Consider the following 14,082-nt stretch of genomic DNA (forward strand, 5'->3'; position numbering starts at 1 on the left):
AGATAGGAAGCCGTGGGCCGAATACAAATGTCAAACCCGCTCACGCCTTCGTGAACGGGTTTGACAGGACGCAAATCAGGCGCGCAGCGCTGCGGCTTCGGCAGCGAGCTTGGTAATACCCGCCCAGTCACCCGTTGCCACCAGCTCACGCGGGGCAACCCAGGAGCCGCCAACGCAGACGACGTTTGGCAGCGAGAGATAATCATTGGCGTTCTTGAGCGACACGCTGCCGGTCGGGCAGAAGACGGTGCCGGCAAGCGGCGAAGACAGCGCCTTGAGGTAAGGCGCGCCGCCGGCCTGTTCGGCGGGGAAGAACTTCAGCACCTTGTAACCCTCGTCGCGCAGGGCCATGACTTCGCTGGCCGTGGCCGCACCGGGAAGCAGCGGCACCTTGGAACCGCGCGCGGCTTCCAGCACGCTTTTGTTGATGCCGGGGCTGACGATGAAGGTGGAACCGGCTTCAGCCGCCGCTTCGAAATCCCGGGCGTTGAGAATGGTGCCGGCGCCGACATTGGCGCCTTCCACTTCCGCAGCGACCGCGCGGATGGCGTCGAGTGCCGCCGGCGTGCGCATGGTGATCTCGATCGCCTTCAGGCCGCCTGCGACCAAAGCGCGCGCAAGCGGCACGGCGGAAGCGGCATCATCCACGATCAGCACCGGAACGACCGGCTGGAGCTTGAGGATGGAGAGCAGTTTTTCGGAGTCCTGGGCCAAGATAAGCCTCCCTTGCGCAATTGAAACGATTGAAATTCCGTCTATCGATTAGCCTGCCTCGGCTTTCATGTCGAGGCGCGCCGGCCGCATTTTTATCCAGATACTTCAATCAATTCGCTTCATCACACTATCATATTGCGATAATCTGGCGCTCCAGTTCGCGGAGACAGCATGGCCAAGGAAATTGAACGGAAGTTTCTTGTTGCAGGCGGTGAATGGCGCAATGAGGTCACGCATAGCATGGCTTTCCGGCAGGCATATGTCGCCTCGATGGAAAACCGCTCGGTCAGGGTCAGGATCGTCGACCAGCGCGATGCGACCTTGACCATCAAGATTGGCGCGAGCGCGCTTGTTCGCGACGAATATGAATATTCCATACCCCTCAAGGACGCCGAAGAGCTGATGGCGAGCGCGCCGGGCGTGGTGATCGAAAAAACCCGTCACACCGTCGATCACGGCGGCTTCACCTGGGAGGTGGATGTTTTCGAAGGGAAATATCACGGGCTGGTCGTGGCGGAAGTGGAAATGAATGACGAGAATGCCAATCCCGATCTGCCGTCCTGGCTGGGCAGGGAAGTAACCGGAGACAAGCGTTTCTCCAACCAGTCGCTCGCCATGGACTGTCCGAACGGAGACCTGTCGGATGCCCTTCAGAATTGACCCGAAAAAACCCTTCGGCGATGAAATCCGCCGTGCCGGACTGGAACTGATCGACGATACGATCACGATCCTGCGTGACCAGCCGTCCGGATCGCACGAGGCGGTGCATGACGCCCGCAAGCGGTTCAAGCGACTGCGTGCCCTCTACCGCCTCATCCGCAAGGCGGCGCCGGATTTCGGCCGCGAGGAAAATGCGCGTATTCGCGATATTGCCCGCTCCCTTGCCTTTGCGCGCGATGCAACGGCGCTGGTGGAGACGGGGGAATATCTCGAGGCCTTCGCGCGCTCGGACGCGCAGGGCGAAGCATTGCGATCGATCACCGCGATGCTGCGCGCACGCCGCGACGACGCCATGGAACATGAGGCCGGTCTCAACGAGGCCATTGCCGTCGCCATTGCCGGCTGCGGCGAAGCGCGCAGGAAGCTCGAGGCCGTGTCGCTGCCGGATGAATTGAAAGACACCGGCCGGCTGCTGAGAACCGCTTGGTCGAAACAGAGAAAAACGGCGCGCCAGGCGCTTGCCGATTGCCACGAGCAGGCCGACGTCGAGCATTTCCATGAATTGCGCAAAGCCGGGCAGGCCTATTGGATGCATCTCGGCCTGATGCGCCGGCTCTGGCCTTCCGCCATGCGCGCCAAGCGGGCCGATACCAAGCGGCTGGTCGATATTCTTGGCCACGAGCACGATCTCTCTGTTCTCGCCGCCGTCGCCGACCGCGAGCCGGACCGTTTCGGTAATGGCGAGCGGCTCGCTCTGCTGCTCGACGCCATCATTGAAAGGCAGCAGGCCCTGCGCACCGAAGGTCTTGCGCTGGCGAACGAGGTATTTTCAGAATCCGCCCGCACGGAAAGCCGCATCGTCGGACTGTTGTGGCGGCGGGCGGCGAAATAGCCCGGATTCCTTTGGTGCTGGCCGCCGTCCGCGATCCGGTCTCGAGCCGGAATTCAGCCAATGCACCCCCGCGCCGCGAGACGGCTCTTTCCGACCCGAGGACCTGGAATGGCTGAATACCGGCTCAAGGCAGGTATGACGGTAATTACCAAAACGCCCAACCGCTGAACCGCTCCACACTCAAGCCGCGTAGTTTTCCGCCAGCGGCCAATTGACAGCGCCGCACAAATGCGTCCTAATAAAATTGGTAAGACCATCTTACCGCTTGCGCGAACGGGGGGAGACCTTCGCGCTGGGAGGGACATCATGTTTGTGGCTCTGGAGCCGCGCCGCCTTTACCGGCTGGTCGCGGAACAAATTCGCTTGCTCATCGAAAGCGGGGAGCTGACCGAAGGTCAGCGCCTGCCGGCGGAACGGGACCTTGCGGAACGCTTCGGCGTTTCCCGCCCAACCGTTCGTGAAGCCCTTATCGTTCTGGAAGTGGAAGGCCACATCCATATCCGCATGGGTTCGGGCGTTTATGTCAGCGCTGCCGGCAGGCAGGCCAGGGAAAAGCCGCCCGTGCCGGATGCGCATGGGCCTTTCGAAATCCTGCAGGCGCGCTGCATCATCGAGAGCGCGATTGCCGAGGAAGCCGCACGGCTTGCCACGCCGGAATGCATCGCCAAGCTCGATGACATCATCGAACGTATGGCCGGCGCGCTCGACAGTTCGCCAAAGGCGCTCAATTTCGACCGGGCCTTCCACACCGCCATTGCCGACATCATCGGCAATTCGGCACTCAATCGCTTTACCGGCCTGATCTATGACGAGCGCAGCCTGTCACCGTTTTTCGAAAAGCTCGCAAGCTATTTCGAAGGCCCGCACACCTGGAACCTCGCCGTGCAGGAACACCGCGCGATCCGCGACGCCATTGCCGCCAACGACCCGGAAGGGGCCCGCGAGGCGATGCGGCAGCATCTGACACTGTCGCAAAAGAGATTTTCCGAGAGTTTCGGGGAGGAAACGATCGGGGAAGAGTGACCGTCGCCGCAACCGGCAACGGAAAAAACAGTACATCTGGCTTTAATTCGGGAGGAGTTAAGAATGAAAATCAGATTGTCGACTTTGATGGGCGCAACAGCCGCCATCCTGCTTTCCGCCCTGGCGGCGCAGGCACAGACCACGCTGAAATGGGCGCATGTCTACGAGACCTCCGAACCGTTCCACACCGATTCGGTCTGGGCGGCGGAAGAGATCGCCAAGCGCACCGATGGCCGCTACAAGGTGGATGTTTTCCCCGCCTCGCAGCTTGGCAAGGAAGCCGATATCAACCAGGGCCTGAAGATCGGCACCGTTGACATCATCATCTCCGGTTCTAGCTTTGCCGCACGTGATTTCAAGCCGATCGGCGTCACCTATTTTCCGTACATCTTCCGCGATCCGAGCCATCTGATCGCCTATACCAAGAGCGATATCTTCAAGCGCCTCGCCAAGGGTTATGAAGACAAGACCGGCAACCACATCGCCGCCGTCAGCTATTACGGCACGCGCCACACCACATCCAACAAGCCGATTGCCGCCTGCGCCGACATGGCGGGCCTGAAGATGCGCGTTCCCGACGTTCCGGCCTATCTGGCCATGCCGCGCGCCTGCGGCGCCAACACCACGCCGATTGCCTTTGCGGAAGTGTATCTCGCGCTGCAGAACGGCACCGTCGATGCGCAGGAAAATCCGCTGACCACCATTGAGGCGAAGAAGTTCTTCGAAGTGCAGAAGAACATCGTCCTGACCGGCCACATCGTTGACCACCTCAACACGGTGATCTCGAAGAACCTCTGGTCGCAGCTCTCCGATGACGACAAGAAAATCTTCACCGAAGTCATGCAGGAAGCCGCCGAGCGGACCACCAAGACCATCGATGAACGCGAGAAAAGCCTCGTCGAAGACTTCAAGAAGCGCGGCCTGACCGTTGCCGAAGTCGACAAGGCCGACTTCGAAAAGAACGTCATCGAAAAAGTGAAGTTCGAGGACTTCGGTTACGACAAGGCCGACTGGGAAGCCATTCGCGCCGTCAAGTGAGCCAAGATCCGGTGCGGCTCCTTTGCCGCACCGCCCTTTCTCTCCAGACGGGATATCTCAATGTCGCAGGAAATCCATACTCAGGTCACGCCTGAGGAACTCGCCCATACGTTCGATGAGGCGCCGCCCGAGGTCGATCTCAAGGTCTATTCATTCGAGGACTGGGTCACGCTCGGCCTTTTCTGGCTGATGACGGGCTGCGTGTTCCTTCAGTTCTTCACCCGCTACGTGCTCAACAACAGTTACGCCTGGACGGAAGAAATCGCCGTCAACTGCCTGATCGGCGTGGTGTTTTTAGGGTCGGTCATGTGCGTGCGCATGTCGCGCCACATTCAGGTGGATGTGCTTTATCACTACGTGCCGCCGCAGGTGGCCCGCGCCATGTCGATCCTTGTCGATGTGCTGCGCATCCTGTTCTTCGCCTACACATCCTGGCTGATGTGGCGTTATCTGGAAATTGTCGCGGATGAGGAAATGGTCACCGTGGCGCTGCCGCGCAACATCGTTTTCTACACGGTTCTGGCGGCATTTGTCTTGATGTTCTTCCGCTCCGTGCAGGTGTTCATCGCCAATATGCAGCGCGGCTATTCCGTTCTGGAACGGCCCGAAGAATTCCAGAGCGCGGGGGATTGACCAGATGCTGCTTCTTATCGGCTCGTTTCTTCTGCTGATGGTAATCGGCCTGCCGGTCGCCATTTCCATGGCCTCGGCCTCCTTGCTCTACATCGTGTTTTACAACGTCGCGCCTGATATCATCGCGGCGCAGCGGCTGATCGCGGGTGTGGAAAGTTTCCCGCTTCTGGCCGTTCCCTTCTTCATCCTTGCCGGCAATCTCATGAATACGGCGGGTGTGACGGGACGCATCTATTCCTTCGCTGTCGCGCTGGTCGGCTGGATGAAGGGTGGTCTCGCACAGGTCAACATCATCGGCTCGGTGATCTTTTCCGGCATGTCGGGCACCGCACTTGCCGATGCCGCCGGCATCGGCACCATCGAAATCAAGGCCATGAAAGATCACGGTTATCCGGTCGAAGCGGCCGTCGGCGTTACTGCCGCCTCCGCAACGCTCGGGCCGATCTTCCCGCCATCGCTGCCTTTCGTCATCTACGGCATGATGGCCAACGTCTCGATCGGCGCGTTGTTCATGGCCGGCATCGTCCCGGGCGTCGTCATGACGCTGTTGATGATGATCACGGTTGCGGTCTTCGCCTATATCAAGGGCTGGGGCTCCGACACACCATTCAGCCTCAGAACCATCTTCGGCGCATCGATAGAAGTCTTCGTGGTGATGATGGTGCCGCTCGGCATCTATATCCTCACGGCATTCGGCCTGTCGCTGAACCTGTCGATACTGATCGTGCTGGTCATCCTGCTCGCCTGCGACTGGTATTTCGACTTCTCCGCCGTGATGGCGCTGATGACGCCTGTCATCCTGATCGGCGGCATGACCATGGGCTGGTTCACGCCAACGGAAGCCGCCGTTGCCGCTGTTCTGTGGTCGCTGTTCCTCGGGCTCGTCCGTTACCGGACGATGACCTTCAAGACGCTGGCAAAATCAACCTTCGATACCATAGAGACGACCGCTTCGGTGCTCTTCATCGTCGCGGCAGCCTCCGTCTTCGCATGGTTGCTGACCGTCAGTCAGGCCGCACAGCTTCTGTCGGCGGCGATCCTGACGATCACTGACAGCAAGTGGATCTTCCTCGTGCTGGTCAACCTCCTGATGCTGTTCGTCGGCTGCTTCCTCGATACGATTGCAGCGATCACCATCCTCGTGCCGATCCTGTTGCCGCTGGTGCTGCAATTCAATATCGACCCGGTGCATTTCGGCCTGATCATCACGCTCAACCTGATGATAGGGCTGCTGCATCCGCCGCTCGGCATGGTGCTGTTCGTGCTCTCGCGTGTGGCGAAACTCTCCGTCGAGCGCACGACAATGGCCATTCTGCCATGGCTGGTGCCGCTGTTCGTGGCGCTGCTGCTGATCACCTTCATTCCGGCAATCACCTTGTGGCTGCCGACCGAAATGGGCCTGATCCGCTAAGACAAACATCCACACCCGCGCGGTCGCCACCGCGCGGGTTTCAACACAGTACACGATGGTTGAAAATCATTGACGATTCCGCGTGTGGCTCACCCCCCTCTGTCCTGCCGGACATCTCCCCCTCAAGGGGGGAGATCAGCAAGACGCTTTCTCGCCACTTCATTCTCGACCGTCGAGAGGTGCGAGACATCGCCAAGGAACGATCTCCCCCCTTGAGGGGGAGATGTCCGGCAGGACAGAGGGGGGTAAGCCACACGCAGGATTGTCAAATGATTTTCAAACGTCGTGTCCAGTGCAACCACCTAAAGAAAGGGCATCGTCATGCAGACACGCGTGGCACGTCTACACGGCGTTAAGGACATCCGCGTCGAAACGCAGGAGCTTGTGGCTCCGGGCCCCGGCGAAGTGCTGCTCACCATGGCGGCAGGCGGCATCTGCGGCTCCGATCTGCATTATTATCAGGATGGCGGTTTCGGCCCGGTGCGGGTGCGCGAGCCGATCATCTGCGGTCATGAGGCATCCGGCCATATCGCGGCTTTGGGCGCTGGCGTCAGCGGGCTCGCCATCGGCCAGCTCGTCGCCGTCAATCCGTCGCAGCCCTGCGGCCATTGCCAGTTCTGCCTGAAGGGCCAGCCGATCCATTGCCTCGAGATGCGCTTCATGGGCAGCGCCATGCGCCTGCCGCATGAGCAGGGCATGTTCCGCGACCGGCTGGTGGTTCCGGCAAAACAATGCGCAACATTTTCAGACGCGACCTCGCCCGCCGAGGCCGCCTGCACCGAACCGCTCGCCGTCTGCCTGCATGCAGTTGCCCAGGCCGGCGATCTGACAGGTGCGAAGGTGCTGGTCACCGGCGCCGGTCCCATCGGCCTTCTGACCATTGCCGCCGCCCGCCATGCCGGCGCCGGCGCCATCGTCGCGACCGATCTCACCGATGCCGCGCTGGAACGCGCACCCGCCATGGGTGCCGACCGCACCATCAATGTCGCAAAGGACATCGAGGCGCTTTTGCCCTACCAGGAAAACAAGGGGTATTTCGACGTCATTTTCGATTGCTCCGCCGCAGCACCCGCGCTTCGCACCGCCTTTGCCTGCGTGCGCCCGCGCGGCACCATCGTGCAGGTGGGTGTCACCGGCGACATCACCATTCCGCTCAATGCGCTGGTGGGCAAGGAAATCCTCTGGCGCGGCTCGCAGCGTTTCCATGATGAATTCGCCATCGCCGCCGGGCTTATCTCCACGCGCGGGATCGATGTGCGGCCGATCATTTCCCACAGCTTCCCGCTCGGCGAGGCGAAAGCGGCCTTTGAACAGGCCGGAGACCGCTCCGCCGCCTGCAAGGTGCAACTGACATTTTCAGCAGACTGATATTTGAGGATTTAAGATGAGACATACATGGCGCTGGTTCGGCCCGGTCGACAAGGTCACGGTTCAGGATGCGGCTCAGGCGGGTGCGGAAGGCATCGTCAGCGCGTTGCACCACATCGCCACCGGCGATGTCTGGCCGGTGGACGAAATCACCAAACGGCATGAGGCGATCAAGGCCGGCGGGCTTTATTGGGACGTGGTGGAAAGCGTGCCCGTCTCCGAAGATATCAAGACCCAGACCGGGGATTGGAAAAATCACATCGCCAACTGGCAGGAAACCCTGCGCCGCCTCTCCGCCTCCGGCATCCGCACCGTCTGCTATAATTTCATGCCGGTGCTGGACTGGACCCGCACCGACCTGCGCTGGGAAACCAGACACGGCGCAAAGGCGATGCGCTTCGATCTTCCCGATTTCGCCGCCTTCGACATTCATATTCTGAAGCGCCCGGACGCCGGGGCCGACTATCCGGACTGGCTGCTGGAGGAAGCGGCAAAACGCTTCGCCGACATGCCGGATACAAAAATCACCGCGCTCGGGCGCAATATCGGCGCTGGCCTGCCCGGCTCGGCGGATGGTTATACGCTCGCCCAGCTGCTCGAAAAACTGCGCTCCTATCACGGCATCAACCGTGAAAGGCTGCAGCAGAACCTGATCGACTTTCTCTCCGAGGTGACGCCGGTTGCCGAGGAAGTGGGCATCAATATCTGCGCCCATGGTGATGATCCGCCTTGGCCGCTGCTCGGCCTGCCGCGTATTCTTTCAACGGAAGACGACTACGCCCATATGCTGTCGCAGGTCGACAGCCGCGCCAATGGCGTGACGCTCTGCACCGGCTCGCTCGGCGCACGGGCGGATAACGACCTGCCCTTCATCGCCAGCCGTTTTGCCGATCGCATCCATTTCGTGCATCTGCGCAATGTGACGCGCGACACCGATACCGTGCCCTGCTCCTTCTTCGAGGACGAACATCTGGAAGGCGGCACCGACATGGTCGCCGTCATCGCCGCACTTCTGTCGGAGGAAACCCGCCGTCGCGCCGAAGGCCGTGAAGATCACACCATTCCGATGCGGCCCGATCACGGGCAGGAAATCCTCGATGACCTGACGCGCGGTGCGCAGCCCGGTTATCCCGCCATCGGCCGGCTGAAAGGGCTGGCGGAACTGCGCGGTATCGAGCGCACCCTGTCGCATGCCCGTTTCGGGCTAGGAACGAACTGAATGAGTTCCTTAGTCCGTCATTCCGGCCTTGAGCCGGTATCCAGCCGTCGCGCGTCTGCGCGGCGGGACGAGTCTTTTCAGCCCAACGACTTGGGCTGGCTGGATTCCGGCTCAAGGCCGGAATGACGGATGAGAGAACCTGCAGTCAATCGTGCCCTGAACTGGAGATAGGAAAAAGCAGCCAGCCCACCGACTGTGGCGCCGACGGCTTTCACTACGGCATCCGTCATATGCGGATGCCGTGTGGGCGACAAAAATTGCAGCCCCTCGATACCGAAAGCTGCCACCACGCCGGCAACGATGACGGCGAGCCAGTGGCGCGGATAGGCAAACACGAAAGCCGCCGAGCAGAAAGCGAAGGCGGCGGCACGGTCTATCCCGACCGTCATCAGCGTGTGAGGCCGAAAGCCGATCGGGCAGATTGTAACGATCACGATCAGCAGAAAAACCGACCAGGCGATGTATTTCGGAAGTCTATTTGTCATCATGACGTCATATAAAACGCCGTGCGCGTAAACGGAAGCGGGTGTTTTTCACACCTCGCCCAATTAATCACACTTTTTGGTCAAATAGTTGAGAAACCGGCTTTCGCTCAGGCCCCGCACGGGCTAAGGCAGAAGGCAACCGGACGAGGATCGCGGCTGATGGCGTTTGTGCTGTCGCCCTTCGGTTCATGTCGCGGTGTCGGGTGGATTTTCCACGCAGGATCAGATTTTCAGGGAAGAGCACAATGAGTTTCAAGCCGCACGGCAAACATCTGGTTGCAGGAGAATGGGTCGCAACGGAAGCAAAATTCCGCAGCGAGCCTGCACATGGCGAGGCTTTCGATTTTTCGGTCGGCACGGTCGATCTGGTGAACAAGGCTGCAGAAGCTGCTGAAGAAGCCTTCTGGAGCTACGGCTACACCACCCGCGAAGAGCGCGCCGCATTCCTCGACACCATCGCCGATGAGATCGAAGCACGCGCCGACGCCATCACCGAAATCGGCTCGTCCGAGACCGGCCTGCCCGCAGGACGCCTGCAGGGCGAACGTGGCCGCACCGTTGGCCAGCTCCGCCTTTTCGCCTCGCATATCCGCAAGGGTGATTATCTCGACCGCCGCCACGACGAAGCGCTGCCGGATCGCCAGCCGCTGCCGCGCCCGGATATCCGCCTGATGCAGCGCCCGATCGGCCCCGTCGCCGTCTTCGGCGCTTCCAACTTCCCGCTCGCCTTCTCCACGGCCGGTGGTGACACCGCTGCTGCTCTGGCTGCCGGCTGCCCCGTCGTCGTCAAGGGCCATTCCGCCCATCCCGGCACCGGCGAAATCGTTGCCGAAGCCGTTCTCGCCGCCGTCAAGAAGCACAATCTGCATCCCGGCGTCTTCTCGCTGATCCAGGGCGGCCGCCGCGATGTCGGTTCCGCGCTCGTGCAGCATCCGCGCATCAAGGCAGTCGGTTTCACCGGTTCGCTCGCTGGCGGCCGCGCACTGTTCGATCTCTGCGCCCAACGCCCTGAGCCGATCCCCTTTTTCGGCGAACTCGGCTCCGTGAACCCGATGTTCCTCCTGCCGGAGGCCGTTTCCGCTCGCGGCGAGGCCATCGCCAAGGGCTGGGCCGGTTCGTTGACCATGGGTGCGGGCCAGTTCTGCACCAATCCCGGCATCGCCGTCATTCTCTCCGAGCAGGCGGATACGGTTGCTGAAACCGCGCGCGCCGCACTTTCCGAAGTCGGCCCGCAGGTCATGCTGACGGATGGTATCGCTTCTGCCTATCGCGACGGACGTGACCGTATCGCTGCCGGCAACGGCGTGCGCGACGTGCTGACCACCACCTGCAACCTGCGCAATGCAACGCCGTATCTGTTCCGGGTTTCCGGCAAGGATTGGGTTGCCAACCATGCGCTTGCCGAAGAAGTCTTCGGACCGCTCGGCCTGATCGTAACGGTTGATAGCACCGAGGAAATGCTTGAGGTCGCCAAGAGCTTCGAAGGCCAGCTGACGGCAACCATGCATCTCGATGCTGGCGACGCCGAACTCGGCCGCAAGCTGCTGCCGATCCTGGAGCGCAAGGCGGGCCGCGTTCTTGCCAACGGCTTCCCGACCGGCGTCGAAGTCTCCGAAGCCATGGTGCATGGCGGCCCCTACCCGGCCTCGACGAATTTCGGCGCGACCTCGGTTGGCACCATGTCGATCCGCCGCTTCATGCGTCCGGTTTCCTATCAGAACATTCCTTCGGACGTTCTGCCTGACGATATCCGCTAAAACAAAGGGGAAGGCGCAAAAGCGCCTTCCCCTTTCATGTTCGACGCAGCTGCGTCAGATAGACTGGATCGCCTCGATCTTTTTGAGACCGCCGACAATTCCGGCAAAATCCTGCCAGACGCCCTGCGCGCCCTTGCGCCATTCATCCAGCACTTCCGGCTGCAGCACCTTGCCGCCCTTCGAGAGCGCAAGATCGACGGCCTTTACTTCATCTTCAACGATCAACTGATTGAAATAACGGGCACCTTCGCTGGAGGCTTGCGAGAGTACCTTCTTTTCCTCGTCGTCCAGCTGGTTCCAGAAGGCTGCACCGTAATAAACCACGCCTGAAGCCCAGATATGGCCGGTCTCGGTCAGATAAGGCACGACCTCGTAAAGCTTGAAACCGGCATAGGCCGATTTGGTAAGGTCCATGGCGTCGGCCACCCCGGTCGCCAGCGCATTATAGGTCTCGGTGATCGGAATGCCGACCGGCGTCATGCCGAAGGCGCTCCATAATCTGGTGTGCAGCGGGCTCTGGATGACGCGGATTTTTTTGCCCTTCAACTGTTCCGGCCGGGTCACAGGCTCCTTGGTCAGAAGATGGCGTGCGCCATAATTGATGAAATCGGCGGCAATGAATTGTTGTGCAGCGAGCTTCGTCTTCAGCTCTTCACCGGTCTTGCCCGTCACCACCTTGCGCACATGCTCGCCGTCGCGGAACAGGAAGGGCAGATCGAGTATCTGCAGTTCCGGTACCCAGCCGGACAGCGAAGAGACGGTGGAGAGGCTGGCCTGAACCGAACCGAGGCGGATGTTTTCCGCCACTTCCTTTTCGCCGCCCAGAGCGCCGCTCTTGACGATGTTGAAGCGAAAACGGCCGGGCAATTTCGCCTCCACCAGCTCGCTGATCCTGACCCATATTTTCGTCTCCGGCTTGTCATCGGCAAACAGCGACGCGACCGTGAGGCTGCGGGTTCTGGCATGCGCCGTGCGCACCACACCAGGTGCGGCGAGCGTCGCAGCCCCGAGAGCGGAGAGTTTGAGGAGATGACGGCGATCGATAATGGTCATGGCGAAAACTCCTGACTTAGAAGAATATGGCCCAGATGCACAAAATTGCGAGGGCAACGAGAAGCGAAACGAGATAGGGAATGACCGCCCGGAAAAGTGCTGTCGCCGGAACACGGGTCACGCCGCTGACCACGAAGATCAGCATGCCGAGCGGCGGCGTCAGGCCGTGGATCATCAGATTGACCACCAGAATGACACCGAAATGAATGGGATCGATGCCGGCCGCCACCGCGGCGGGCAGCAGGATCGGCCCGAAAAGCAGGATCGCCGCGCCGATATCCAGCACCAGACCGACCGCGAGCAGGATGAGATTGGAGAGCAGCAGGACGGCGATCTTGCTGCCGCCAAGCAAAGTGACAAAATCCGTAACGAGGCCGGAGACATTATCCACCGCCAGCAGGAAGGCGAAAGGGCCGGCCGTGCCGATCAGAAGACCGATCGCCGCCGCCTCGCCGGCCGATTGCCGGAAGGTCACGAATATGCGGCCGGCGCCCAGCCGGTAACCGAAGCCGAGAAGCAGCGTATAAAGTGCCGCAAGGGCGGCGGCTTCCGTGGTGGTGACGATGCCGATACGGATGCCGACCACCACGATGATGCCAAGGCCGAAAGCCGGTATGGCGGCTATGGCCGAACCCCATCGCTCTGCCCCGGTGGCGCGTGGCAGGATATCGACTCTACGCACGCTCAAATGGATCGCCACGCCTAGGCAAACCGCCATCAGCCCGCCAGCGAAGAAACCGCCGACCAGCAGCGAACCAACCGAAAGATTGGTGGCCGTGGCAAGGATCAGGAAAGCGATGGAGGGCGGAATGACATTGTCCAGCACGGATGTCGCGGCGATGATCGCGCCCGCCTGCGCCGGCGGATAACCGTGTTTGACGAGTTCCGGCTGGAAGGTGGAAGCGCCGAAGGCGGCGTTGGCGACCGATGAGCCGGATGCGCCGGAAAACAGCACGCTGGTCAAAAGCGTCGTCTGCGCCAGACCCGCCCGGCGGTGGCCGACGACGGAAGCGGCGAAACGGACGAGCTGGTTGGCGACACCGGATACCGTCAGCAGGCTTCCGGCCAGCAGGAAGAATGGGATGGCGAGCAGCAGGAACTTCGACATGCCTGTTACGGTCGAGGAAACGATGGCCGGCTCCGGCAAGGTGCTGCCGAAGGCAATCGCCACATAAGCGGCGGCAAGAAAAGCGTGAGCGAGCGGTGCCGCCAGAACCAGTCCCACCGCCGCCGTCAGCGCCAGAAACAGGCTCGGCGGCAGGCTCGTATCGATAAACACCTCCGGCAGGCCAACATAGGCCGCAAGTGCGATGGCCATGGACAGCAGAACGGCGAGCATCTTGCCTTCGCTGAAACGCTGAAGCGCCAGATAGACAAGGATCAGCCCGCCGCCCGCGCCGAGAAAACCGAAACGCACCCATTCCGGCAGGCCGAGCGTCGGCGAAATGCCGCCGAGCATCGCCGCGATCTCCACCCCGCCGAAAGCGAGGATGAGCGCCGCGACGAAGGAAAATGCATCGGCCAGAATTTCAGTGACGGTATGAAACCGCTGCGGCAGGAAGCGCACGAAGACATCAAGCCGCATTGCCAATGCGCTTTTGAGGCTGAGCGGTGCGCCAACGGCGATCATCGCCACATTGAGCCATATGCCGAGATCTTCCGCGCCGATGAAGCCGGTATGGAACAGATATCGCAGGGTGACATTGACCAGCACCACCACGAGAAGTGCCGCCAGGATCAATGCGGCCACCGCGCCGAGCACGGCATCGAAGCGTGACAGCATCACCGCCGCTGCCGTCTCGAAGCTTTTGCGCCACTGCTTTTCCGCT

At 61.1% G+C, this 14,082-nt stretch carries 13 protein-coding genes; 9 read left to right on the forward strand and 4 right to left on the reverse strand.

Annotated features, from left to right (window positions below; all coding sequences use genetic code 11):
- Positions 1 to 75 precede the first annotated feature (75 nt).
- The gene (locus AC5YUO_RS15965) at positions 76 to 714 is read right to left on the reverse strand and encodes a 2-dehydro-3-deoxy-phosphogluconate aldolase (protein ID WP_004433419.1); all 639 of its coding nucleotides are present in this window, start codon (positions 712 to 714) and stop codon (positions 76 to 78) included.
- 171 nt (positions 715 to 885) lie between these two features.
- On the opposite strand from AC5YUO_RS15965, the gene AC5YUO_RS15970 reads away from it, so the two are divergent.
- The 8 genes from AC5YUO_RS15970 (at position 886) to uxuA (ending at position 8,958) form a co-directional block, all read left to right on the forward strand.
- Positions 886 to 1,374, forward strand: coding sequence for a CYTH domain-containing protein (locus AC5YUO_RS15970; protein WP_400812692.1), 489 nt, complete (start codon positions 886 to 888; stop codon positions 1,372 to 1,374).
- Positions 1,358 to 2,266: a CHAD domain-containing protein gene (locus AC5YUO_RS15975; protein ID WP_496155909.1), complete on the forward strand. Its 909-nt coding sequence runs from the start codon at positions 1,358 to 1,360 to the stop codon at positions 2,264 to 2,266. The genes AC5YUO_RS15970 and AC5YUO_RS15975 overlap by 17 nt, the downstream gene beginning before the upstream one ends.
- Before the next feature lie 306 nt (positions 2,267 to 2,572).
- Positions 2,573 to 3,289 carry a FadR/GntR family transcriptional regulator gene (locus AC5YUO_RS15980; RefSeq protein ID WP_496155910.1) on the forward strand — a complete coding sequence of 239 codons (717 nt, stop codon included), beginning with the start codon at positions 2,573 to 2,575 and terminating at the stop codon, positions 3,287 to 3,289.
- 63 nt (positions 3,290 to 3,352) lie between these two features.
- Positions 3,353 to 4,327, forward strand: coding sequence for a sialic acid TRAP transporter substrate-binding protein SiaP (locus AC5YUO_RS15985; RefSeq protein ID WP_110760313.1), 975 nt, complete (start codon positions 3,353 to 3,355; stop codon positions 4,325 to 4,327).
- A gap of 60 nt (positions 4,328 to 4,387) precedes the next feature.
- Positions 4,388 to 4,960 (forward strand): TRAP transporter small permease, encoded by a 573-nt coding sequence (locus AC5YUO_RS15990; protein ID WP_020809476.1) that lies wholly within the window; start codon positions 4,388 to 4,390, stop codon positions 4,958 to 4,960.
- Positions 4,961 to 4,964: 4 nt separating this feature from the next.
- On the forward strand, positions 4,965 to 6,371 hold the full coding sequence (locus AC5YUO_RS15995; RefSeq protein ID WP_496155911.1) for a TRAP transporter large permease: 1,407 nt from the start codon (positions 4,965 to 4,967) through the stop codon (positions 6,369 to 6,371).
- 321 nt (positions 6,372 to 6,692) lie between these two features.
- The gene (locus tag AC5YUO_RS16000) at positions 6,693 to 7,739 is read left to right on the forward strand and encodes an L-idonate 5-dehydrogenase (RefSeq protein ID WP_080819101.1); all 1,047 of its coding nucleotides are present in this window, start codon (positions 6,693 to 6,695) and stop codon (positions 7,737 to 7,739) included.
- Positions 7,740 to 7,755: 16 nt separating this feature from the next.
- The gene (gene uxuA, locus AC5YUO_RS16005; RefSeq protein WP_496155912.1) at positions 7,756 to 8,958 is read left to right on the forward strand and encodes a mannonate dehydratase; all 1,203 of its coding nucleotides are present in this window, start codon (positions 7,756 to 7,758) and stop codon (positions 8,956 to 8,958) included.
- A gap of 77 nt (positions 8,959 to 9,035) precedes the next feature.
- Here uxuA and AC5YUO_RS16010 read toward each other — a convergent pair whose 3' ends face one another.
- Positions 9,036 to 9,443 (reverse strand): antibiotic resistance protein VanZ, encoded by a 408-nt coding sequence (locus AC5YUO_RS16010; RefSeq protein WP_496155913.1) that lies wholly within the window; start codon positions 9,441 to 9,443, stop codon positions 9,036 to 9,038.
- A 245-nt stretch (positions 9,444 to 9,688) separates the two neighbouring features.
- On the opposite strand from AC5YUO_RS16010, the gene AC5YUO_RS16015 reads away from it, so the two are divergent.
- Entirely contained in the window at positions 9,689 to 11,200 is a 1,512-nt protein-coding gene (locus tag AC5YUO_RS16015; RefSeq protein ID WP_496155914.1) for an aldehyde dehydrogenase (NADP(+)), read from the forward strand.
- Positions 11,201 to 11,254: 54 nt separating this feature from the next.
- Here AC5YUO_RS16015 and AC5YUO_RS16020 read toward each other — a convergent pair whose 3' ends face one another.
- Positions 11,255 to 12,253: a TRAP transporter substrate-binding protein gene (locus AC5YUO_RS16020; RefSeq protein ID WP_496155915.1), complete on the reverse strand. Its 999-nt coding sequence runs from the start codon at positions 12,251 to 12,253 to the stop codon at positions 11,255 to 11,257.
- Between the two features lie 16 nt (positions 12,254 to 12,269).
- Positions 12,270 to 14,036, reverse strand: coding sequence for a TRAP transporter large permease (locus AC5YUO_RS16025; RefSeq protein ID WP_496156565.1), 1,767 nt, complete (start codon positions 14,034 to 14,036; stop codon positions 12,270 to 12,272).
- Between the last annotated feature and the right edge of the window lie 46 nt (positions 14,037 to 14,082).

It is taken from the genome of Agrobacterium sp. LEGMi-208b, from assembly GCF_059511785.1.